This window comes from Halodesulfovibrio sp., from assembly GCF_015482765.1.
Taxonomy (GTDB): domain Bacteria; phylum Desulfobacterota; class Desulfovibrionia; order Desulfovibrionales; family Desulfovibrionaceae; genus Halodesulfovibrio.
In genome coordinates this window covers 42501-59703 of sequence record NZ_JADMLB010000076.1, presented here as the reverse complement: position 1 = coordinate 59703, position 17203 = coordinate 42501, and the positions used below count along the sequence as shown (strand labels likewise).

Annotated in this window: 16 protein-coding genes and 1 tRNA gene; 10 read left to right on the top strand and 7 right to left on the bottom strand. The window is 46.1% G+C overall.

Going from position 1 to position 17203, the window contains the following annotated elements:
• Positions 1-61: 61 nt before the first annotated feature.
• The 3 genes from QZY95_RS15450 to QZY95_RS15440 all read right to left on the bottom strand — a co-directional run bounded on the left by QZY95_RS15450 (position 62) and on the right by QZY95_RS15440 (position 4717).
• Positions 62-1285 (bottom strand): hypothetical protein, encoded by a 1224-nt coding sequence (locus QZY95_RS15450; protein ID WP_290925175.1) that lies wholly within the window; start codon positions 1283-1285, stop codon positions 62-64.
• Between the two features lie 10 nt (positions 1286-1295).
• Complete coding sequence (locus QZY95_RS15445) at positions 1296-3389, bottom strand: TRAP transporter fused permease subunit (protein ID WP_290925173.1); 2094 nt, start codon at positions 3387-3389, stop codon at positions 1296-1298.
• Between the two features lie 329 nt (positions 3390-3718).
• Entirely contained in the window at positions 3719-4717 is a 999-nt protein-coding gene (locus QZY95_RS15440; RefSeq protein ID WP_290925171.1) for a TAXI family TRAP transporter solute-binding subunit, read from the bottom strand.
• Positions 4718-4960: 243 nt separating this feature from the next.
• Between QZY95_RS15440 and QZY95_RS15435 the strand changes: the two genes are divergently transcribed.
• Positions 4961-5644: a GntR family transcriptional regulator gene (locus tag QZY95_RS15435; protein WP_290925169.1), complete on the top strand. Its 684-nt coding sequence runs from the start codon at positions 4961-4963 to the stop codon at positions 5642-5644.
• Positions 5645-5766: 122 nt separating this feature from the next.
• Here the strand turns inward: QZY95_RS15435 and QZY95_RS15430 are convergent, their stop codons facing one another.
• Entirely contained in the window at positions 5767-6117 is a 351-nt protein-coding gene (locus QZY95_RS15430; RefSeq protein WP_290925167.1) for a hypothetical protein, read from the bottom strand.
• Positions 6118-6311: 194 nt separating this feature from the next.
• Here QZY95_RS15430 and QZY95_RS15425 point away from each other — a divergent pair, with 194 nt between their 5' ends.
• From QZY95_RS15425 to QZY95_RS15410, 4 genes are all read left to right on the top strand, one after another.
• A complete protein-coding gene (locus QZY95_RS15425; RefSeq protein WP_290925165.1) occupies positions 6312-6869 on the top strand; it encodes a cyclase family protein in 558 nt (185 codons plus the stop codon).
• 79 nt (positions 6870-6948) lie between these two features.
• Positions 6949-7024 (top strand) — tRNA-Thr (locus QZY95_RS15420).
• Positions 7025-7315: 291 nt separating this feature from the next.
• Positions 7316-7993, top strand: coding sequence for a hypothetical protein (locus tag QZY95_RS15415; protein WP_290925163.1), 678 nt, complete (start codon positions 7316-7318; stop codon positions 7991-7993).
• Positions 7994-8009: 16 nt separating this feature from the next.
• Positions 8010-9701, top strand: coding sequence for a phage/plasmid primase, P4 family (locus QZY95_RS15410; protein ID WP_290925162.1), 1692 nt, complete (start codon positions 8010-8012; stop codon positions 9699-9701).
• A gap of 275 nt (positions 9702-9976) precedes the next feature.
• Here the strand turns inward: QZY95_RS15410 and QZY95_RS15405 are convergent, their stop codons facing one another.
• The gene (locus QZY95_RS15405; protein ID WP_290925160.1) at positions 9977-10156 is read right to left on the bottom strand and encodes a hypothetical protein; all 180 of its coding nucleotides are present in this window, start codon (positions 10154-10156) and stop codon (positions 9977-9979) included.
• A 105-nt stretch (positions 10157-10261) separates the two neighbouring features.
• Between QZY95_RS15405 and QZY95_RS15400 the strand changes: the two genes are divergently transcribed.
• From QZY95_RS15400 to QZY95_RS15390, 3 genes are read left to right on the top strand one after another with little or no spacing between them, the layout of a single operon-like run.
• The gene (locus tag QZY95_RS15400) at positions 10262-11254 is read left to right on the top strand and encodes a hypothetical protein (protein ID WP_290925158.1); all 993 of its coding nucleotides are present in this window, start codon (positions 10262-10264) and stop codon (positions 11252-11254) included.
• A 1-nt stretch (position 11255) separates the two neighbouring features.
• Complete coding sequence (locus QZY95_RS15395; protein ID WP_290925156.1) at positions 11256-12026, top strand: hypothetical protein; 771 nt, start codon at positions 11256-11258, stop codon at positions 12024-12026.
• On the top strand, positions 12026-14005 hold the full coding sequence (locus QZY95_RS15390; RefSeq protein WP_290925155.1) for a terminase gpA endonuclease subunit: 1980 nt from the start codon (positions 12026-12028) through the stop codon (positions 14003-14005). Before QZY95_RS15395 ends, QZY95_RS15390 begins: the two co-directional genes overlap by 1 nt.
• Positions 14006-14362: 357 nt before the next feature.
• On the opposite strand, the gene QZY95_RS15385 is transcribed toward QZY95_RS15390, so the two are convergent.
• Positions 14363-14596, bottom strand: coding sequence for a plasmid stabilization protein (locus QZY95_RS15385; protein ID WP_290925153.1), 234 nt, complete (start codon positions 14594-14596; stop codon positions 14363-14365).
• Between the two features lie 147 nt (positions 14597-14743).
• Here QZY95_RS15385 and QZY95_RS15380 point away from each other — a divergent pair, with 147 nt between their 5' ends.
• Positions 14744-16603: an AAA family ATPase gene (locus tag QZY95_RS15380; RefSeq protein WP_290925151.1), complete on the top strand. Its 1860-nt coding sequence runs from the start codon at positions 14744-14746 to the stop codon at positions 16601-16603.
• On the opposite strand, the gene QZY95_RS15375 is transcribed toward QZY95_RS15380, so the two are convergent.
• A complete protein-coding gene (locus tag QZY95_RS15375) occupies positions 16593-16940 on the bottom strand; it encodes a hypothetical protein (protein ID WP_290925149.1) in 348 nt (115 codons plus the stop codon). The two genes, QZY95_RS15380 and QZY95_RS15375, sit on opposite strands and share 11 nt — an antisense overlap.
• On the opposite strand from QZY95_RS15375, the gene QZY95_RS15370 reads away from it, so the two are divergent.
• Entirely contained in the window at positions 16924-17190 is a 267-nt protein-coding gene (locus QZY95_RS15370; RefSeq protein ID WP_290925147.1) for a hypothetical protein, read from the top strand. The two genes, QZY95_RS15375 and QZY95_RS15370, sit on opposite strands and share 17 nt — an antisense overlap.
• Positions 17191-17203: the final 13 nt, after the last annotated feature.

The following is a 17203-nucleotide window of genomic DNA, read 5'->3' as shown; positions in this document are numbered from 1 at the left end:
GAGCTTAGTTTGAGTATTATCGTCTTGTGGTTATGGGAAATACCCCGCGCAAGACGGGAACTTACGCAAATTGTTGTAAAACTCCTGTATTAGAAAATGTAAGAGCATGTACGCGATCTGAATGCACTGTGGCATTGGCTGTTCTGAGGTCGTCAAAGACGGCTTCGGTAGCCCAAAAATGTTGAAGAGAGAGTGTGTTTGTTATGCGTACAGCACGTATGTTTTCAGGAGCTTTGGCCAGTGCAGCATCAATAACTGCTTTATCTGAAGATAAGGTTATCGGAATTCTGCCACTTGCCCATACGCCGGTTGTAAGAGAGTTTGCATACGTTGCGGCGGTGTCGATTTTATTGGCAAGACGTTGTGGAATAAGATCTGCCATGCCGATTCCGTGTGCATTTCCTTGTGATTGGGGAGTAAGATCAAGGACAGCGAGTGTTTTGTATTCTGGTGTACGGTCACCTGCCATACGTCTCCACGCCCCGATAACATTGGTGTCCATTCCTGTTCCACTGATGTTTTTTCCCATTTCATCAATGATGAGTAGATCAAGTGAATCAACGGGAATACGCGGAAGAATAGCGGAGGATACTGCAAGCAAAGAGGAATCCGTTTTTACGACTTCTTCTGTAGTACACAGCTTGATGGAGTGTAGCTTTTCTACAGCATTTTCTACAACGGCTAGACCGGCAAGCAGGTTGATATTGTCTAAGATACGTAAGGCTGCAGGCTTGATGACTTTTTCAAGCGGGAAGTTGTGCAGATTATCTGCTCCGCGTGGTTTGCCAAGACCGATAGCCAGCATTTTACATAGTCCTGATTCAACTTCGCCGTGGAACAGTGTGTGGGGTTTAACTCTGTTCATTACGAAAACATAGTCAGCTTCTAGAGCATCTTTTGCTACAAAAACTTCTGGACCCTCATCCAGTCGCCCAAGGCTGACCGTTTCAATAGAGGACACAATAGGGCAACCGGCTGACTCTTCAGTAATCCCCAGTTTATTGAGAATCGCTGTTTGGCCTTCTGCCGTGGAGCCACCGTGTGATCCCATTGAAGGGATAATGAAAGGCTTCAGACCCAATTTTTTGAGATTTCCAACTACCGCGACGAGTAAAGGCACAATACGGTCGATTCCACGGGAGCCGACGGTGATGCCTACACGTTTACCTTTTGCATCATTTGGACAGGAAAAAGAAGCAAAGACCGCGTCAACGGTCTTTGCAATATCATCAATCTGAGAGGTCTCAAATGTTTGTTCAACATCATAGAATAGAGGGTATGTCATGGGTATCCTGTTAGGCTGCTTCTGTCAGTGTGGAGTCGTCCAAGGCTTCTTCTATTGAAAATGCATTGGTATATTTCAGTATTCCTGTGAGGATAGCAAAGATACCGACACCTATCCAGCATTGAAGCTCCGGCAGAACGTATAGCAATATTGCAGTTCCACCGAATGCAAGCCGTAACAGAGGGTGGAGTCGACGGATATATACTCCTTCCAATGATACTGCTGTACAGAAGAGTGCCAGCAGAATGATGCCGATGGTCAGTACTGTTTGCCAAAGCGGGCCTAAGAAGAGAATTGCCGGTTCATATACAAACATGATCGGGATAATAAAAAGGCCGCTTGCGAGTTTAAAGGCATGCATGCCTGTTTGAAATGGGTCTGATTTAGCAATTCCTGCGGCTGTGTATGCGGCAAGGCATACTGGCGGCGTAACGTTTGCTGACTGTGAGTACCAGAATATAAGCAGGTGAGCTGCCAGCAGGAATATGGTTGCATGTTCTGTTGGAACTTGTGTGCTGACAATGGCAAACAATGCTCCGGCGGCGGTCGGGTCAGAAATCATATCGAGACTTAGCCCCATGGACTCAATGAATTGAGGTTTAACCGCAAGAACATATCGAAGTTTAATAAGGTTTACTAAGAACGGTGCACTAAGAGTGGCAAGAATGATGTAGGATGCTGTAACAGGGAGTCCCATCCCAAGGATAAGCGATGCTACACCTACAAGGCCGATAGTAACCAGCAGGCTGGAGCCGGCAACCGTTGAGATAAGCATTGAGAATTTTACTCCAAGGCTTACTAACAATACGATTCCGATAACAACGCCTGAACAGAGCAGGATGATAGCTGTAGCAACCATGTTTTTCCCGCCGAGAGCCAGAGCATCGATGATGTCCATAAGCCCCATACGGTGATTCTTTGTCAGCCAGCTTGCACCAATGATCGCAGCAATTGCACAGCACGCAGCGTATGTAGGGGTGTAGCCAATGCTCATAAGGGTAATGAGGACGCCGATAGGAATAAAAAATGGCCAGCCCTCTTTGAGAACATCAAAGAAACGTGGAATATTTTCTTCTGCTGTTGGCTGTAATCCCTCACTTCGAGCGCGTGAGTGAACAAAGAAGATTACGCTGACGAAGTAAAGGATTGCTGGGATAAAGGAAATTGCAACAATTTTAAGATACGAAATCTGTGTCCACTGCGCCATAACAAAGGCACCTGCGCCCATAATCGGGGGCATAATCTGGCCGCCAGTACTTGCGGCAGCTTCAACAGCAGCAGCAAATTTCGGGCTGAATCCGGTACGCTTCATCATTGGAATTGTAATGGAGCCGGTACTTACTGTGTTTGCAACAGCACTGCCAGAGACAGACCCCATAAGTCCGCTGGAGAATACGGCCATTTTAGCAGGGCCACCCACGCTGCGTCCGACAAGTGATATAGCGAGTTTTATGATAAAATCACCCGCTCCTGATTTAACAAGGAAAGATCCGAAAAGCACAAACAAAAATACGTAAGAAGCCGATATGGTTGCAATGCTTCCGAATATTCCATCAGGTGCAAAGTACATCCTGTATAAAACTCGTGAAAGCGTTACACCCGGAAAGTTCCAGTTACCTGAAAGGAACTGTCCCCAGTACAGGGCGTAGCTTAAAAAGAAAACAGCAAGCAATGGAATAATCTTACCGGCTGCGCGTCGCGCAATTTCAAGCATAAGCAATAAGGTCAGACCGGCAAAAAAGATATCAAGCCCTATCATTTGTTCATTACGGGCATGTAGCGCGTCTTCAAAGAATACAAGGTACAGTCCACAGATGATACTGAGAATCGCTAGTGTCCAGTCTAAATACGGTTTTTTATCCAGACAATTGCTGTTGAACGGGTAGATCATAAAAGCAAGTGGCACAAAGAACGCAAAGTGCAGGGCGTTTCTATGGATTTCCGGCATAAGCCAGACAGTGTTTGTAAGTATGTGGAATACGCTTGCCACAATACACAAGCAATAAAAAACAACAGCAGGGCGACCGGTCAACTCGCGTGTGCTGACCATTACCTCACCGGAGTCTTCAGTTGCTTTGACTCCCTTTTTTCTAAACAATCCCATATCAGAACCTTATTCAATAACGTTTGAGCTGTGTGAATCACAGCAATCAGTAGTACATACCATTGTTATGCTGCATAGAAGACATCGATGTTAATGGCAGGTAATGGCTTCAATGCACGTGCAAGAATTGTTTTGCTCATAGTGCCTATGTACAAAGAAGCAGAGCAGCGTGAAAGTATGCATAAGAAAAGGTTGAAATATAAAAATTCAACCCAACATTGTGCTAAGCAAAAGTGAAGGCCGTAATAGCGGTGCCATCAAAAATCTGTGGAGCAGCTCTTCGTTAAGAACTGCTCCACAGCTGTTATTGGTAGATGACTGTGGATTTTTTATTTTGCAATTAAGCGTTCTGGAATTTCTACGCCAACTTCTAGGTAATATTTTACTGCGCCCGGATGCAAAGGAACAGGCAGGCCATACAGTGCGTTATCCAGCTTCATATTTTTTGTTGCGGAGTGGATGGTGCCGAGGAAGTTGAGATTCTCATAAATGGTTTTGGTAACCTTGTAGACAACTTCATCAGGAAGGTCGGCACGTACTGCAAGGAAGTTTGGCTGTGCAATTGTGCGGATATCTTTTTCTTGGCCAGGGTATGTTTTCGCAGGGATTACATAACGGTACCAAATTGGAAATTCTTTCTGGATGTGGGCAAGCTGCTCGTCAGAAAAATCAAGTACGGTAGCCTTGCCGTGGCTCATGGCAAACAGTTGAGTAATAGCTGCTGCAGGAACACCGGCAGGAATGTTTGCACCTGCAATACGGTTATCCAGCATAGCTTGTGTTGAAGGGGTGTAACCCAAGAATTCGAGTTTCAGCTTGTTTGGGTCAATGTTAAGCACGTTCAATAAAGCCCTACCGGAGCCTTCCGTGCCACTGCCTCGTTTGCCGATAGAGAAGCGCTCTGTCAGTTCCGCAAGATCGGCAACAGTTCCGGTTTTTACGTATTCATTCATCAGGGCAAAATGTTCAACATTAGGCCAGAGCATTGTGACTGAGCGGAAGGAGTCTACAGGCTTTCCTTCGTAGAAGCCTTTACCGCGGGAAGCCTGAAGGCCAAACAGTGATTGCAGGATAGCAAAGTGAGCCTCACTGTTATTGAGCATTTCAATGTTTTCACCGGAGCCTGCGGAGTTGATTGCAGTAGCAGTGATACCATCATTTTTGGCAAGTTTTAAGCTGATAAGAGTGCCGATGCCAACACCAACAGGGTAATATGTTCCACCTGTGGTGGCAGTAGCAATTATGAGACGCTTATTGTTCTGAGCCATAGCAGGAATGCTCATGGTCAATAACGCAGCAATGATAACGAGAGAACAGAATTTACGCACAGTCACACTCCTTGTTAGTAGTAAAATGTAGAAAGAACAGATTGTTGAAAGTTGAATGTCAGGGCTTGACAAGATTGTCAACAATTTTGTTGTATGAATTGTTAGACATCAATTGTACGATAGCTGGACATAGGATGCTAGATATTTTACTCAGCGTCTTCCCTTTTGTGGAAAGTTGGGTATTATCCAGACCGCCTTTTTTATGGTGGTTTTTCTAAAAGATAGTAATGGTAGGAATTTGGTATGAAGGACTGTCCACCTAGCCAGCGTGTAGCTGATCACTTGGAAGATCTTATTCTTTCGGGTCAGCTGTTACCAAGGGAGCGCCTTGGTGAAACAGACATGGCAGATAGGTTTTCCGTTAAGCGTCACGTAATTCGTGATGCCTTCAAAACACTCGAGAGCAAAGGGCTTCTTGAAATTAAGCGATACAAAGGCGCGCGCGTTGTCAGTCTTTCTATGAAAGAGATAAGCGATGTTTTTGATATCCGTATTAATCTTGAGCGCTTTGCATACAGCCTTGCTTTGAACAATATGCGGGAGGAAGATTTTGAAGGGTTGCAAACAATAGCCCAGAAATTCCTTGATAGTGTGGATACCGCAAGTATTGAAGAGTTAAGCAGACTGAATACGGAGTTTCATAATATTATCTACAAACGGGCAGATAATATTCCGTTGCTCGAAATCATTACAGATTTGCACATTAAGCTTTACATTACACGTTTTGCTGCATGGGATAAGCGAGAAAATATTATCCAATCAGGAGAAGAGCATTTTGAATTTATTGATGCTTTGAGGAAAAAAGACCTTGGAGTATTAAATGACCTTGCCCGTAGGCATATTTACAATTCAAAGATTGCATACGAAAAGCGCGTGTCCAAAATTACTCCACTTGCTTTATGTGAAAAGGAAGTTGGATTTGAGTAAAAGAGGGTCGAATATCGTCGGATATTCGACTTTTTTTATGAAGCTATATGAAGATGAGTCTGTTGCAAAAAGGCGGCTACCGGGTGGTGCCGCCTTTTTATATGCTGACTCAAGCAGGGTGTTTATTCTTTAATAACAGCTGTAAGACTTGGAGCTGGTTTGAACGAAACAGTTTTTTCACCGTTCACGTTGGTAACCGTGAATTCTCCGAAGCCGCTGAAATCAATTTTCTGTCCATTTTTTAGTCCCATGACAATTGCTGCTTTAACAATGTCAAAGGCTAAGAATGCTTCATACTCATCTTTAAATTTATCACCCATTGCAGTTGTAAGGTTGTTTACAACGTTCTTGGTGTATCCGGCAATCGGATCATGTTTAACGCGTTCCCGTACAGCTTGAATATCGGGCGCTACAACTTGGCATTCTTCTGAAGAACATGACATGCAGACGCCAGGATAATCTTGGTTAGCCATGAAAAATCTCCTTTCAGTATAAATGTTCTGCAAGGATAGCATGCCCAGTTTACTTCGGTCTATTTTATAGGGGGTAGAACTTTTACTCTGCGAAGCTTGATCAAAGCCATAGAGGGAGATAACAACTCTTCTGCACACAATTCACAACCTTTTATAATCGCATGAATAGATTTTTATTTCGTAAGGAGTAAGAGATGAAGAATCATCCCTTGCACATAGATATTTCAGAGAATCATCCTGCATATCTGTGGGCAAAGAAGCAATCAGACTCGGTGAATGCCTTTGGGCACATAGGGACTCACTTAGATTGCTACACCGCACAACCGCAATGTAGTTCATATAAAGTTGATGTAGTAGTTTTTGAATGTAGAGAAGGTATGCCCACTGTCGCTGACTTTGGAAAATTTGATCTAAAAGGAAAGGCCGTAGTATTATATACTGGTGTCTTAGACCGTTGTGGTTATGGGACTGATGAATATGGGCAGCAAAATACTTTTTTAACCAGTGATGCATTGGATGCGTTGTTAGCCGCAACACCGTCATTTGTACTGATAGATGCATGTGGAATTGGCGGTCATGGCAGCGAGCATCAAGAGTTTGATATGCGTTGCGAGAAGCATGGATGCTTTGTTATTGAAAACATTTTGTTAACTGCTGAGAGTGTGAAATATCTTTCGTCTGTAAAAATTGATATTGATCTATCAACTCCATCAACAGGCAAGCGTTGTCAGGTATGGGGACAGACAGAATAAGTTTGATATCCTATACAAATGTAAGGTTCTTTTACTTGACCACTAAATCTGCTTACGATAAAAATCTTTCCGCACATAAGCCAACATAGCTCAGTCGGTAGAGCAACTGATTCGTAATCAGTAGGTCGTCGGTTCAACTCCGATTGTTGGCTCCAAGATATTACAAGGGTTTACGTCACATTTTAGCGTGTGGTGCGAACCCTTTTTTGCGTCCAACTCTCGTTTTGTCCCACCCCTGTCCCACCAAGTTATCACTGCGAGTAATCCACCAACGATTATTCAGCAGCATCTATACACCTGTCGCCGCGCTAGCGGCATCCTTCATTCATGTCGTGCGCGACCGTATGGGAGCGTTCGACTCTCCGGTCGTGTTTTCCATCTTTATCCCCTCCCCCTGTTTTCAAGAAAACGACAAAAACTCTAAGGATCACCAAGCAGAGGCCATCTTGCCAGCAGGAGAGCGTAGGTTCTTTCGGGAGGTTGATCTCACAGGGGTCAGCGTAGGCGCGTGGCGTTTGCGGAGTGGTGGTTGGGGAATTTCTGAAAATTTGAAAAACGTGCTTCTGGCGCGGGTTTCGACAGTTTTTTCCATTCAAAATGACCGTATTCTGCGTCCAGAGAAAGTTTGGCCGAGAGGGCAACTTAATCATTTGGCTAAGAGGTCAGCTCGCAGGGCTAACAGCTTGGCTCATGGGACTAACCGCTTATCTGGTGATTTGATTCATCAGGCTAAGAGGCCGGATAGCGTTTTTGCGAATGCGGCTATCTATATGACTCACTCAGCTAGTGCTGTGTCGTGCCCAATCTATACGCTTCATTATGAAGAGAGCGCGGATCTGCGCTTGGGGAACTTGGAGCACCATGTTCCGGATGAGCCGCTTCGCTTTGAGGTTCAGCAGCTACTTATGGTGAACCATTCCCAATACGATTCGAGATGCATTTTGTATGCGCTGAACCGCGCTCTCAATGTTGTTTCGCACGTTGTCCGGAAGAGAGGGCAACGCACGAAGCCCCTCCAGCTGGTCGGACTGAAGAGATGGCGTGCTCAACCATACTGCATTCACATGCGTAGGCAATATGTGGTTCTCTTTCTTATTCTTACCGTGGAGGTACGTGATGCCTAAGACTCCGAAAATTTCGTTGGAAGATATCAAAGAGAAACATCTTTCTGAAATGACGCGCGATGAGTTGCGTGTGCTGATTACCCAGCAGGTAAAGGAGGAAGAACAGGCCGCGTGGGATGAAGCGCGTAGGAAGTTTCCTGACAAGCTTGATGTGAACAGGGAAACACCGCCGCCTTCGTATGCCATTTGGCAGGGCTTAGCGCCGAAGGAAGAGAAGCCCAAAACGTACTCCATAAAGCAGCTTTCACACTACATGCACAGGAACGAGCTGGGCGATCTGGAGATGCTTTTGAACGCAAAGAGGGGGAAGTTCTGCTTTGATAAAAAAGCCGGAGAATGGTGGCGATTTGACGGAGTATGGCGGCCTGATGCTGTGAGTGATTTTGGCAGGGAGGTAATGAACCTTGCTGAACATTATGACAGCGCAGCCAAGAAGCAGTGGAAGGTGGTGATGAACCCCAAGACCGTACAGGAAGGCAAGCTTACTGAAGCAAAGTCTCTGCATAAGGCTTTTACATCCAGAGCGAAATCGTTGCGCGGCAGCGCACGCCGAACATCGGTAATGCGCACAGCAGTTGTAGGAGAAGAATCCATGGCGATGTCAGGAGAGGAATGGGACAGGTATCCGACGTTATTGGCAGCACAGAACGGCTATGTGGATCTGGAAACAGGCAAGCTCTATCCTCCAGATCCGAAGATGTTTATCCGCCAGCGATCTCCCTATCCATATGTGGGATTGCATGCCCGAGATCCGTTCTTTTCTGACATGGTTTTCAAGCTGCTGTGCGGGTCGCACGGGCTTATGTCTTACGTACGAAAGGTGATTGGTTATGCGGCAACAGGGCTGCTTACGCATAAGGAATTTTATGCGGCATTTGGCCCGTTGGGGAACAATGGCAAGTCTATGTTCTTCAATGCCATTTGTGACGTGCTTGGGGATTACGCAGCCACTTTGCGCACGGAATTGTTGCTGGAAGGAAAGATGCAGAATAACGAGGATCCGTTTTGGATTGCTATGCGAGATAAACGCATGGCTGTAGCCAGTGAGGCGAAGAAAGGGAGTAAATTCAGCATGGACAGGATTAAACTTGTGACGGGAGCAGACACGACTGTTGTGCGCGGATTGTACGAAGCGCCCACTGAAATTCGCATGCCTTGCAAGCTGTTTTTGCACACAAACTACATTCCGCGAGCACATGGCGGTGACCATGCTTTTATGGATCGTTTACGCATAATTCCGTTCACAGCGCGTTTTGTGAATGACGCAAAAATGGTCAATGAGGAAAAACACATTTACATGGGAAAACCCATGAATGTCATTGAAAATAAACTAAAAAACGCTGGTCCGGCGATTCTCTCTTATGTCGTAAATGGCGCAAGAATGTACCTAAATGGAATGGATTTGACGCCTCCCGCAGAAGTGCAGGAATACACCAAAGAATACATTGAAGACGCTGATGTTATTGGTGAATTTCTTAAAATGAGGTGCATTTTAGGAGAAAATCAAAAAAACCAAGTTAAGCCACTTTTTAGCGCTTTTAAGGCGTTTTGTGTGCAAGAAAAGGACAAACCGGAAAAAGCGATTCCAGTCTTTAGCAGTTTTGTTTCTGACCTTGTTCGACGTGATGGAATTACAAAGAAAACAACTAATTATGCGTTCTTTTATGGTGTGAGTTTACGTCCTGAATTCCAAAATGAGAAGCAGTGATGCTCCAAAAAAACTCTAGAGTTGCATAAAACTCTAGATCAACTCTGTGAGCAAATCTATCTTCTAAACCCCTTTTTTTATTTCTTTTCTTTTCTTTATCTAGAGTTATAGAAAAAGAAAGAAGGAAAAGAGAGAAATAAAAAAAAGGGGGAAAAGAAGAAAAATAATAAGAATCGTTTTTTTTAAAATTTCTCTTGGTGGCTCCAAAAAACTCTTTTTTTCTATTTTTGGCGAAAAGTCTTCTGAAAATCAGGGTTTGCGCAGATAGAGTTTATTTAGAGAAATAGAGTTGCCTCTAGTTCGATGAAAAGACCGCCGAGTGAGATTGAAAGGAGTTTAATATGGGCGTTGCTATGCAGCTTCAATTTGCGGACAGAGAACGGATTGCGAGAAGCATACTTGTCGACGATAAGCCGCTTCATGGCGAAAGGATTCCTGCGAATTGTCCGTTTCACAAGGAGGGAACCCCTGGAGGAGCTTTTTTTTACTACCCCTCGAAAGACATTGGCAGGTGCCACAGCTGCGGTGAATGGACCGATTTGGTGGGCATTTTCAATGCGGTGAACGGTCGGGCGTATGACGACGGGCAAGGATATCTTGAGTTTGTTTCCACGTACCTTGACGATTCTGTGCACTTTAAGCCCAGAGAGCGCAAAGCGTTTGTTGCAGCTGAGCAGCCGAAGTGGAAGCCAAGAGCCTACGATATGCCGCCGGAGCGATGGAGTACGAAAGCGCTGGAGTTTGTGAACGAATGCGTGGACGCGTTGCAGCGTAACGAAGAGCAGCTTGCCCGTCTAAAAGACTGGGGTATTACGCCTGCGGTTGCCAAGGCTGCCAAGATTGGCTGGTTTTCCGCAGCAGGTGAGCGTGGAGAGGTTGCCTACCGCAAGGTGACACACTGGGGTTTGCCCATGCAGCGGAATGCCAAGGGCAACGAGCGGTGCATACGGCTGCCGAAAGGGTTTGTTTTTTGCGGCTACAGGTTTGACGGCAGCCAGTACCGCATAGCGCGCATGCACATACGCTGCGAGAACGCAGGCGTTGATGGCTTGCCAAGCTATTTGCAGATTACCGGAGGGAGTTCCCAGTACTACGTTTTCGGCAAGCAGGATTCCAAGATATGGGTGATTGTTGAGACGGTACGTGATGCGATTTTGATATGGCAGGAGCTTGGTCACTTTGGCGTAAGCGTGATGGCCATTGGCGGCGCTTCCAACAGACCGGACGACGGGGCGCATAAACTGCTGCTTGAAGCTGAGCTGATTATTAACGCCATGGACGCGGACACAGCGGGCGAGAAAAACAGCTGGAAGTTTAACGCGGATGCACACGGGCAGTTTGCATGGCAGGTGGAATACCCGCACACGGTTCGGTGGCCTGTACCTAAAGCGGCAGGCAAGGATGCAGGGGATCTGCCCCGCAGCGGAATGAACGTGTGGGACTGGTTTTGTGCAGGATTGCCTGAGGAAGTTTTGCGGAAGGTAGAGGGCGAGAGAGATAGAAAATTGCGGGAAGCGGCGGCAACACAGCCGAGCGGCAAGGAGGCAGCGTAAGATGGCAGGCGAATTTTTTGAAAACGTGAATCAGGTTCACACGTATTTGCAAAGCAAGGGCTGGAAGATTGCCTACAACACTCTGCGCAAAGCCATTGACGACAGGAAACTGGTGGAACGTAGAAAGGGCGGGTTTGCCCAGCGTACGGTTGACCAGTTTGCTCGCGTTCACCTTGCCAAAAAAGTGGACCCGACACCGGAACCTGAACAGCCGGCAGAGGAAAAAGTAACGCCTGGACTGCATGAGCAAAAGCTGAAGCGCCAGATTAGCGGCTTGGAAATGAAAGAGCGTCGCGAGCATTTTGCTTTTATGCGTGAGCGCGGCCTGTATACCCAGACCGTGACGGTTGAGCGTGAGCTTGCGGACAGGTGGATGTCTATGAAGCTGTTTTTAAGCTCATGGCTTGTGGCGGAAGCGGACACCATTCTTGCCATGCTGGGCGGAGATCTGGAACAGGCGGAGCGTGTGGCGGAACTAGTGCACGGCGAGAAAGTGCGTGCGGATGCACTGAGCCAGCACATATTTTCCCGCAAGGCTGAGCTTGTGGATCTGTTCCGCAAGGGGCTGACAGAAGCCTTGAACAAGTTCGGCAGCGGGCAGTGGTTTACGGAAGAAATGCGCGAGGCATGGGAAGAGTTTGAACTGAACCGTGAAGATGCCAGCCGTGAAGCAGCGGAAGACGTGCTTGAGCTGCTGGGTGCTGACATTGAGCCGGAAGCTGTGGAAGCCATTTTAGCCCGTTACTGGGTATTACCGAAGGAGGCAGCCTGATGACGTATTTACCACCGCCTTTTGAACTGCGTGAAGGAGAAAAGCAGGTGCTTGTGGTTCGGGAATGGCTTTCTACGTATGACTTTTCCCGCAGGCACTTCTTCCTCGTTACCGGCCCGTTTAAGGGGCAGAACTTTCGGCACGACATCATTCCCTGGGCAAAGCACATCATGGACATGTGGGACAGACCGGAAGTACGCGAGATCATCATTTGCGGTACTTCGCAGGTTGCTAAAACTTCCATTGCCTATGACTGCCTGCTTGCAAACCAATACCGTTCTCCTGCTCCTGCAGGGCTTGGTATGCCGGACAGGGAAAACCTGAAACGCGTAATGGACGAGAAGATAGCGCGCCATATTCTGGCTTCCAGTGAGCTGCGCAGAATGCTTTCCGACGGGGAAACCGTGAACAAGGGGCAGGTTCGATTTAAAGGCTCCACCATTTACGGCATGTATTCACACTCTGAAGCTTCCATGTCTTCCGTGACTATGCGTGATCTTGGCTTGGATGAAGAGGACGCCTACGCACCGTATGCAGTGCAGACCATGATGGAACGCCAGATCTCCTATGGGGATGAAGCAAAGACCATGCGTTATTCCAAGCCGCGCGGAAGCGAAAAGAATTCTTCCATATGGCGCGGGCTGAAGCATGACGCACAGGTGATTTACCAAGTGCGGGCGCGTTGTCCGATTGAGCTTTGCGGACATAGGCAGGTAATGACCGACAAGAACATTGTTGTGCCGCGCCTGTGTAAAAGCTGCGGTTGGCAGGGCTTTCCTGATGCTGAAACCTGCCCGCACTGCGATGGCAGAATGGAAACCATAAGCGACCCGCAGCGTATTCTGGTGCAGGATTTAGCCCGTTATCGCTGCGAGAAATGCGGTGCGCTGTGGAACGACCACATGCGTGATTTGGCTGTGCGCGGCGGTGACATGCATGCGGAACGCGAAATAGAGCGCCCCACAAAAGTGGGCTACCACTTCCCGAGCTGGGTTTCTCCTTTTGTGAAACTCTCCAAGGTGATGTCTGACTGGTTCAAGGCGTACAACAGCGGCGACCCTAAGCTGCTGCGTAAGTATGACAACGACCACAAAGCCATGCCGTACAAGGTGCAGGCAGTGCAGACGGACGCGGATGTGCTGCGCAAGATGGTGCGCCCAGACTGCGAGGCGATGGTGGTGCCGGAAGGCGTGCTTGCCTTAACTTGCGGCATTGATATGCAGATGGCGGGCTTTTGGTTTACCGTGCGCGGCTGGATGCGAACCCGTGAATCATTCCTCATTCAGTACGGTTGGCTTGATTCATGGCAGGACGTGGAAGAGCTGCTGTTCAACACTACCTTCCCGCATGTGAGCCGGACAAATGTGCGTTATCCGATCTGGCGCGCGGGCATCGACATCGGTGGCGGTGAAACCGAAATTGAGGGCTGGTCAAAGACGGACGAGGTGAAAAACTGGCTTGTGACGCTTCCGAGTCGTGGTTTTCCTGACAACGTTGTTACCGGCATCAAGGGTGCTTCCAGAACGCAGCAGCTGACAGTTCGCGCATCGCGCATGCAGCTTAACCCGCTGGATGCGGCAGCAGGGCAGGACAAGATTGGCTTGTACACCTTGGACACCAACGACCTGAAGGACACTATTTTTTCCGCACGGATTGGTGAAGATGCACGGCAGCCCATGTGGCTACACAAGGATACGGACGAGCGGTATTTTACCCAGATGACAGCGGAGGAGCGGGTGGAAAAAGAAAACGGAACTGTTGCATGGCGCGCTAAAAGCGCCAACAACCACCTGCTGGACTGCGAAGTGTACGCAGCGGCCTGCGCCCACGCAGACTGGATGCCTGCACTGGTTACACTGGATCAGCCGTACTGGAACGTAGTAACCCCGAAAGTGGAAGCGCCTGTTGTGCAGGGGCAGCCTAAAGCCTTTAATGGCCGTATGAAACGGCTGGGGAGGATTAACCCAAATGCAAGATAACAAGAAATGCATAGCGGATTTGCATAATCTTCCGAAAGAAACCTTCCGCAAGATTATGCGCGAGGTGAGTAAAGCAAAGGCTGTGGACTTCAATGCAAAAAAAGGAGCCGTATGTCCCGTTTGCGGCGCTGAAAGGTGCAAGGTGACCCGAAGTATGGGTTGGTACGAAAACGTCCACGAGAGGTATCACAAATGCGAAAAATGCGGACATTGTTTCAAGAGTGTTGACGTGGCTTAGTCTGTTTAGTTGAAAAGTGCATTTATTCAGAAAATTAAACAGGTTATCGCACGTTTAAAAATTAATTATACAACGTGAATTAATGGCAAACAGTACCCACTGTTTGCCATTAATTTTGCTTAAATTTCATCAAGTGTTACCGCAACGGTCGGTTCGTTTTCCCGCCCTTTTGCAATTCGTGCGAGATCTGCATCTTCAAGCTGCTCCATAAGTGCTTCCCAAGCCTTGGCAGGGACGCAATAAAAGACCGTTTCCCCGTTCTCCAGAATAGCGACAGGGGAGCCGTTGCCTTTCTGGACTGTTTTCAGTGGGGAGTTTTGGAGTTCTGTGATGGTGGCGGTGTTTTTTAGCATTAGGTGCTCAATATAGTTTGTAAAAATATATAATTAAAAATGAAAATATGATTATCAAGTTATAATTTTTAATTATCAGATGTTGAGTGCCAAATATTGACAGAGAAGAGTTTGGTTTCTCATAATGTAAAAAAATAGGTGATAACTATGGAATTTCCAATAGAAATAAATTGCATGCGGTTTGGTGTAAAGACCGAGCTTTTGATTAGGTCAGGAATTACAACTATTCTTGGACCTAATGGTAGTGGAAAAACTCAATTAATGAGGGGGATGCAACAGGCTTTAGGTTCTATTTTTTGTAGTAAGAAGGTCGTGTTTGTATCAGCAGGAAGAGTAGGACAGTTTGAGTCTTATCGAGCTGACTGTGATGGTCAGCGTAATGGACGTATAAACTATGATGGCGCACAGTTTGCGTACAAGAAAGATGTTGTTCGGCAGCACCAAATAGAGACGTTAAATGGTGGTTTTTTAACATTTTCTTCCAGACCAGATATTCGGCTTAAAGTTCAGGAAAGGTTAAGAAAGTTGTTGCAGCGTGAAGTTACCGTTAACTGGGACACAGGCTCTTTAAAAATTTTTTTTAGTACAAGTAGTGACCCAGAAGCAAAAGAATATTCTGCGGGACGTGAAGCTTCTGGTTTACTTCACGTTGTATGTCTATTGGCTAGATTGTATGATGATGACATTGGAGTGCTTTTTTTAGATGAGCCAGAAGTTTCATTGCATCCTCAACTTCAATTGTTTTTGCAAAATGAAATTAGTCGGGTAGCTGGATACCCAACAGAAAACAGTTACAAGAAGATAATTATTCAGGCGACACACTCAGCAGAAATGTTTTCTTTGCGCACTAGGGATGATTTGTCATCATTGATTTTTTGTAATTCTGCTTATGCCCTGCCGTTACAAATTGACCCAGAGCATGAAGTGCTCAAGGGTAGGAAGGTACAAAATTTATTAGCAAGATTGCGGCATGGTCACAAAGCAGCTTTGTTTGCCTCCAAACCTTTTTTAGTGGAGGGGATTTCTGATGAATATTTTGTTAATTTTTTGTCGGGGCATTTCGACTTTCATATCGAGGCAACAGGATCTTACGTTTTACCTGTATTAGGTAATGATGAACTGCTTTCCTCTGTTAAGCTGTTTAATTTGATGGGTAAAAAATGCATTGTTCTTACTGACCCTGATACGCTTGTCGATAGTTCAAAATTTGCTCTTCATATGCTTTCAGATCAGCCAGAGCTTGATCAAGAGCTTGCAAAAGATGGTCATGATTCTTGTCATCAATTGGCAAAAAAAGTGTTGGATGATTTTAAGAAACTGGTTGCCACAAATTGGGATGATATTAAGCAATACGCATGTCAACATGCATATTGGTCAGGCGAGCAGGAAGACGCAAAGGATATTGAAAAAGAAAAAAGGCGAGCTGCATTTTGTAGTTTATTTTGTATTCCCGATGAAGAGCTAAGAGCGATGGCGGGAGGAGCTTTCCTTATCATCAAGAGTCGATTGGAAAAGTTATTAACGACGCTAACTTGCGTTGGTTGCTTTGTTTTACGAAAAGGAGCTATAGAGTCTTATTATTTGGATGGCACAGCTGAAGGTAACAGTGATAAAATTAACCGTGTGCTTCAAGAGATAGAAAAAGCTTCAGCTCTTTCAATAGATAAGGTTAAAGCACAGTATGGTGATTTGTATGATGCTGTGAAGTTTGCTGCTAAAGGTGTCCTTATTGATGAAGCCGAATCAATGCAAGATATGCTTTTGAATGTTGTGCCAGCCGTTGTGAATAGGCTTTCTAATATTACTAATGCTCAAGAAGCCGCACAAATGGCGAAGAGGCTTTCTCCTGAAAAGGCATCTCTTTTTACGTATGAAGTTTCGGATAGTAAGTTGGTTGTAGGTTTGAAAAGCCCAATTATTGATGTTAAAGGCTTTCCAATTGTGATTTCAAAGGATGATAACCCTTACAAATTAATTGAGGAAGCAATACGTAACATTACTTCATAGTCCAATGGTCGTATGGTTGTAATTTTGCCTCCTCCTTGACACCCCAACAACATCCATGCTTAATAAAAAAAGGTGCTTGAAACACACCTAAGAACAAGCGGCTAACCGCTCCCGTCAGCAGTGGCTTTTTTATGCCTTTTTTCCAGACGTTCCTTGGGAAAGGTGTATCCAAAATTAATTTGCCTCTATTTTGTCGGGAGTCTGCAAGCCATACAATACCCGTATGGGAAAAGTTTGCAGGGCGCACTTGTTCGCGTTGTTTCAAGCTCCCGACATTTTTTATTTTCAGGTCTTGAAACAACCGAGAACAAGGAGGCACCATGCCTAAATCAACCACTCCCGCGGCTCTTATGAGCCATCTCAACGACATTCTTTACCCAATTCAAGCGTATGCTGAGGTTCTGCAAAGCAGTGACAAAGATCACGCTTCTCTTGCAGGTTTTGTTCTTGATGCCCTCTGCAATGATGCAGAAGGCAAGATGGAAAAGCTTAGTGATGCATTAGAAGCGCAGTTTGGCAGCTTTGGGGTGCTTAATTCCTGCCCGACTGAAATAGTACTAAAGAGTCAAGTTACAAAAGTGAATTAAGTTACGTTGTACT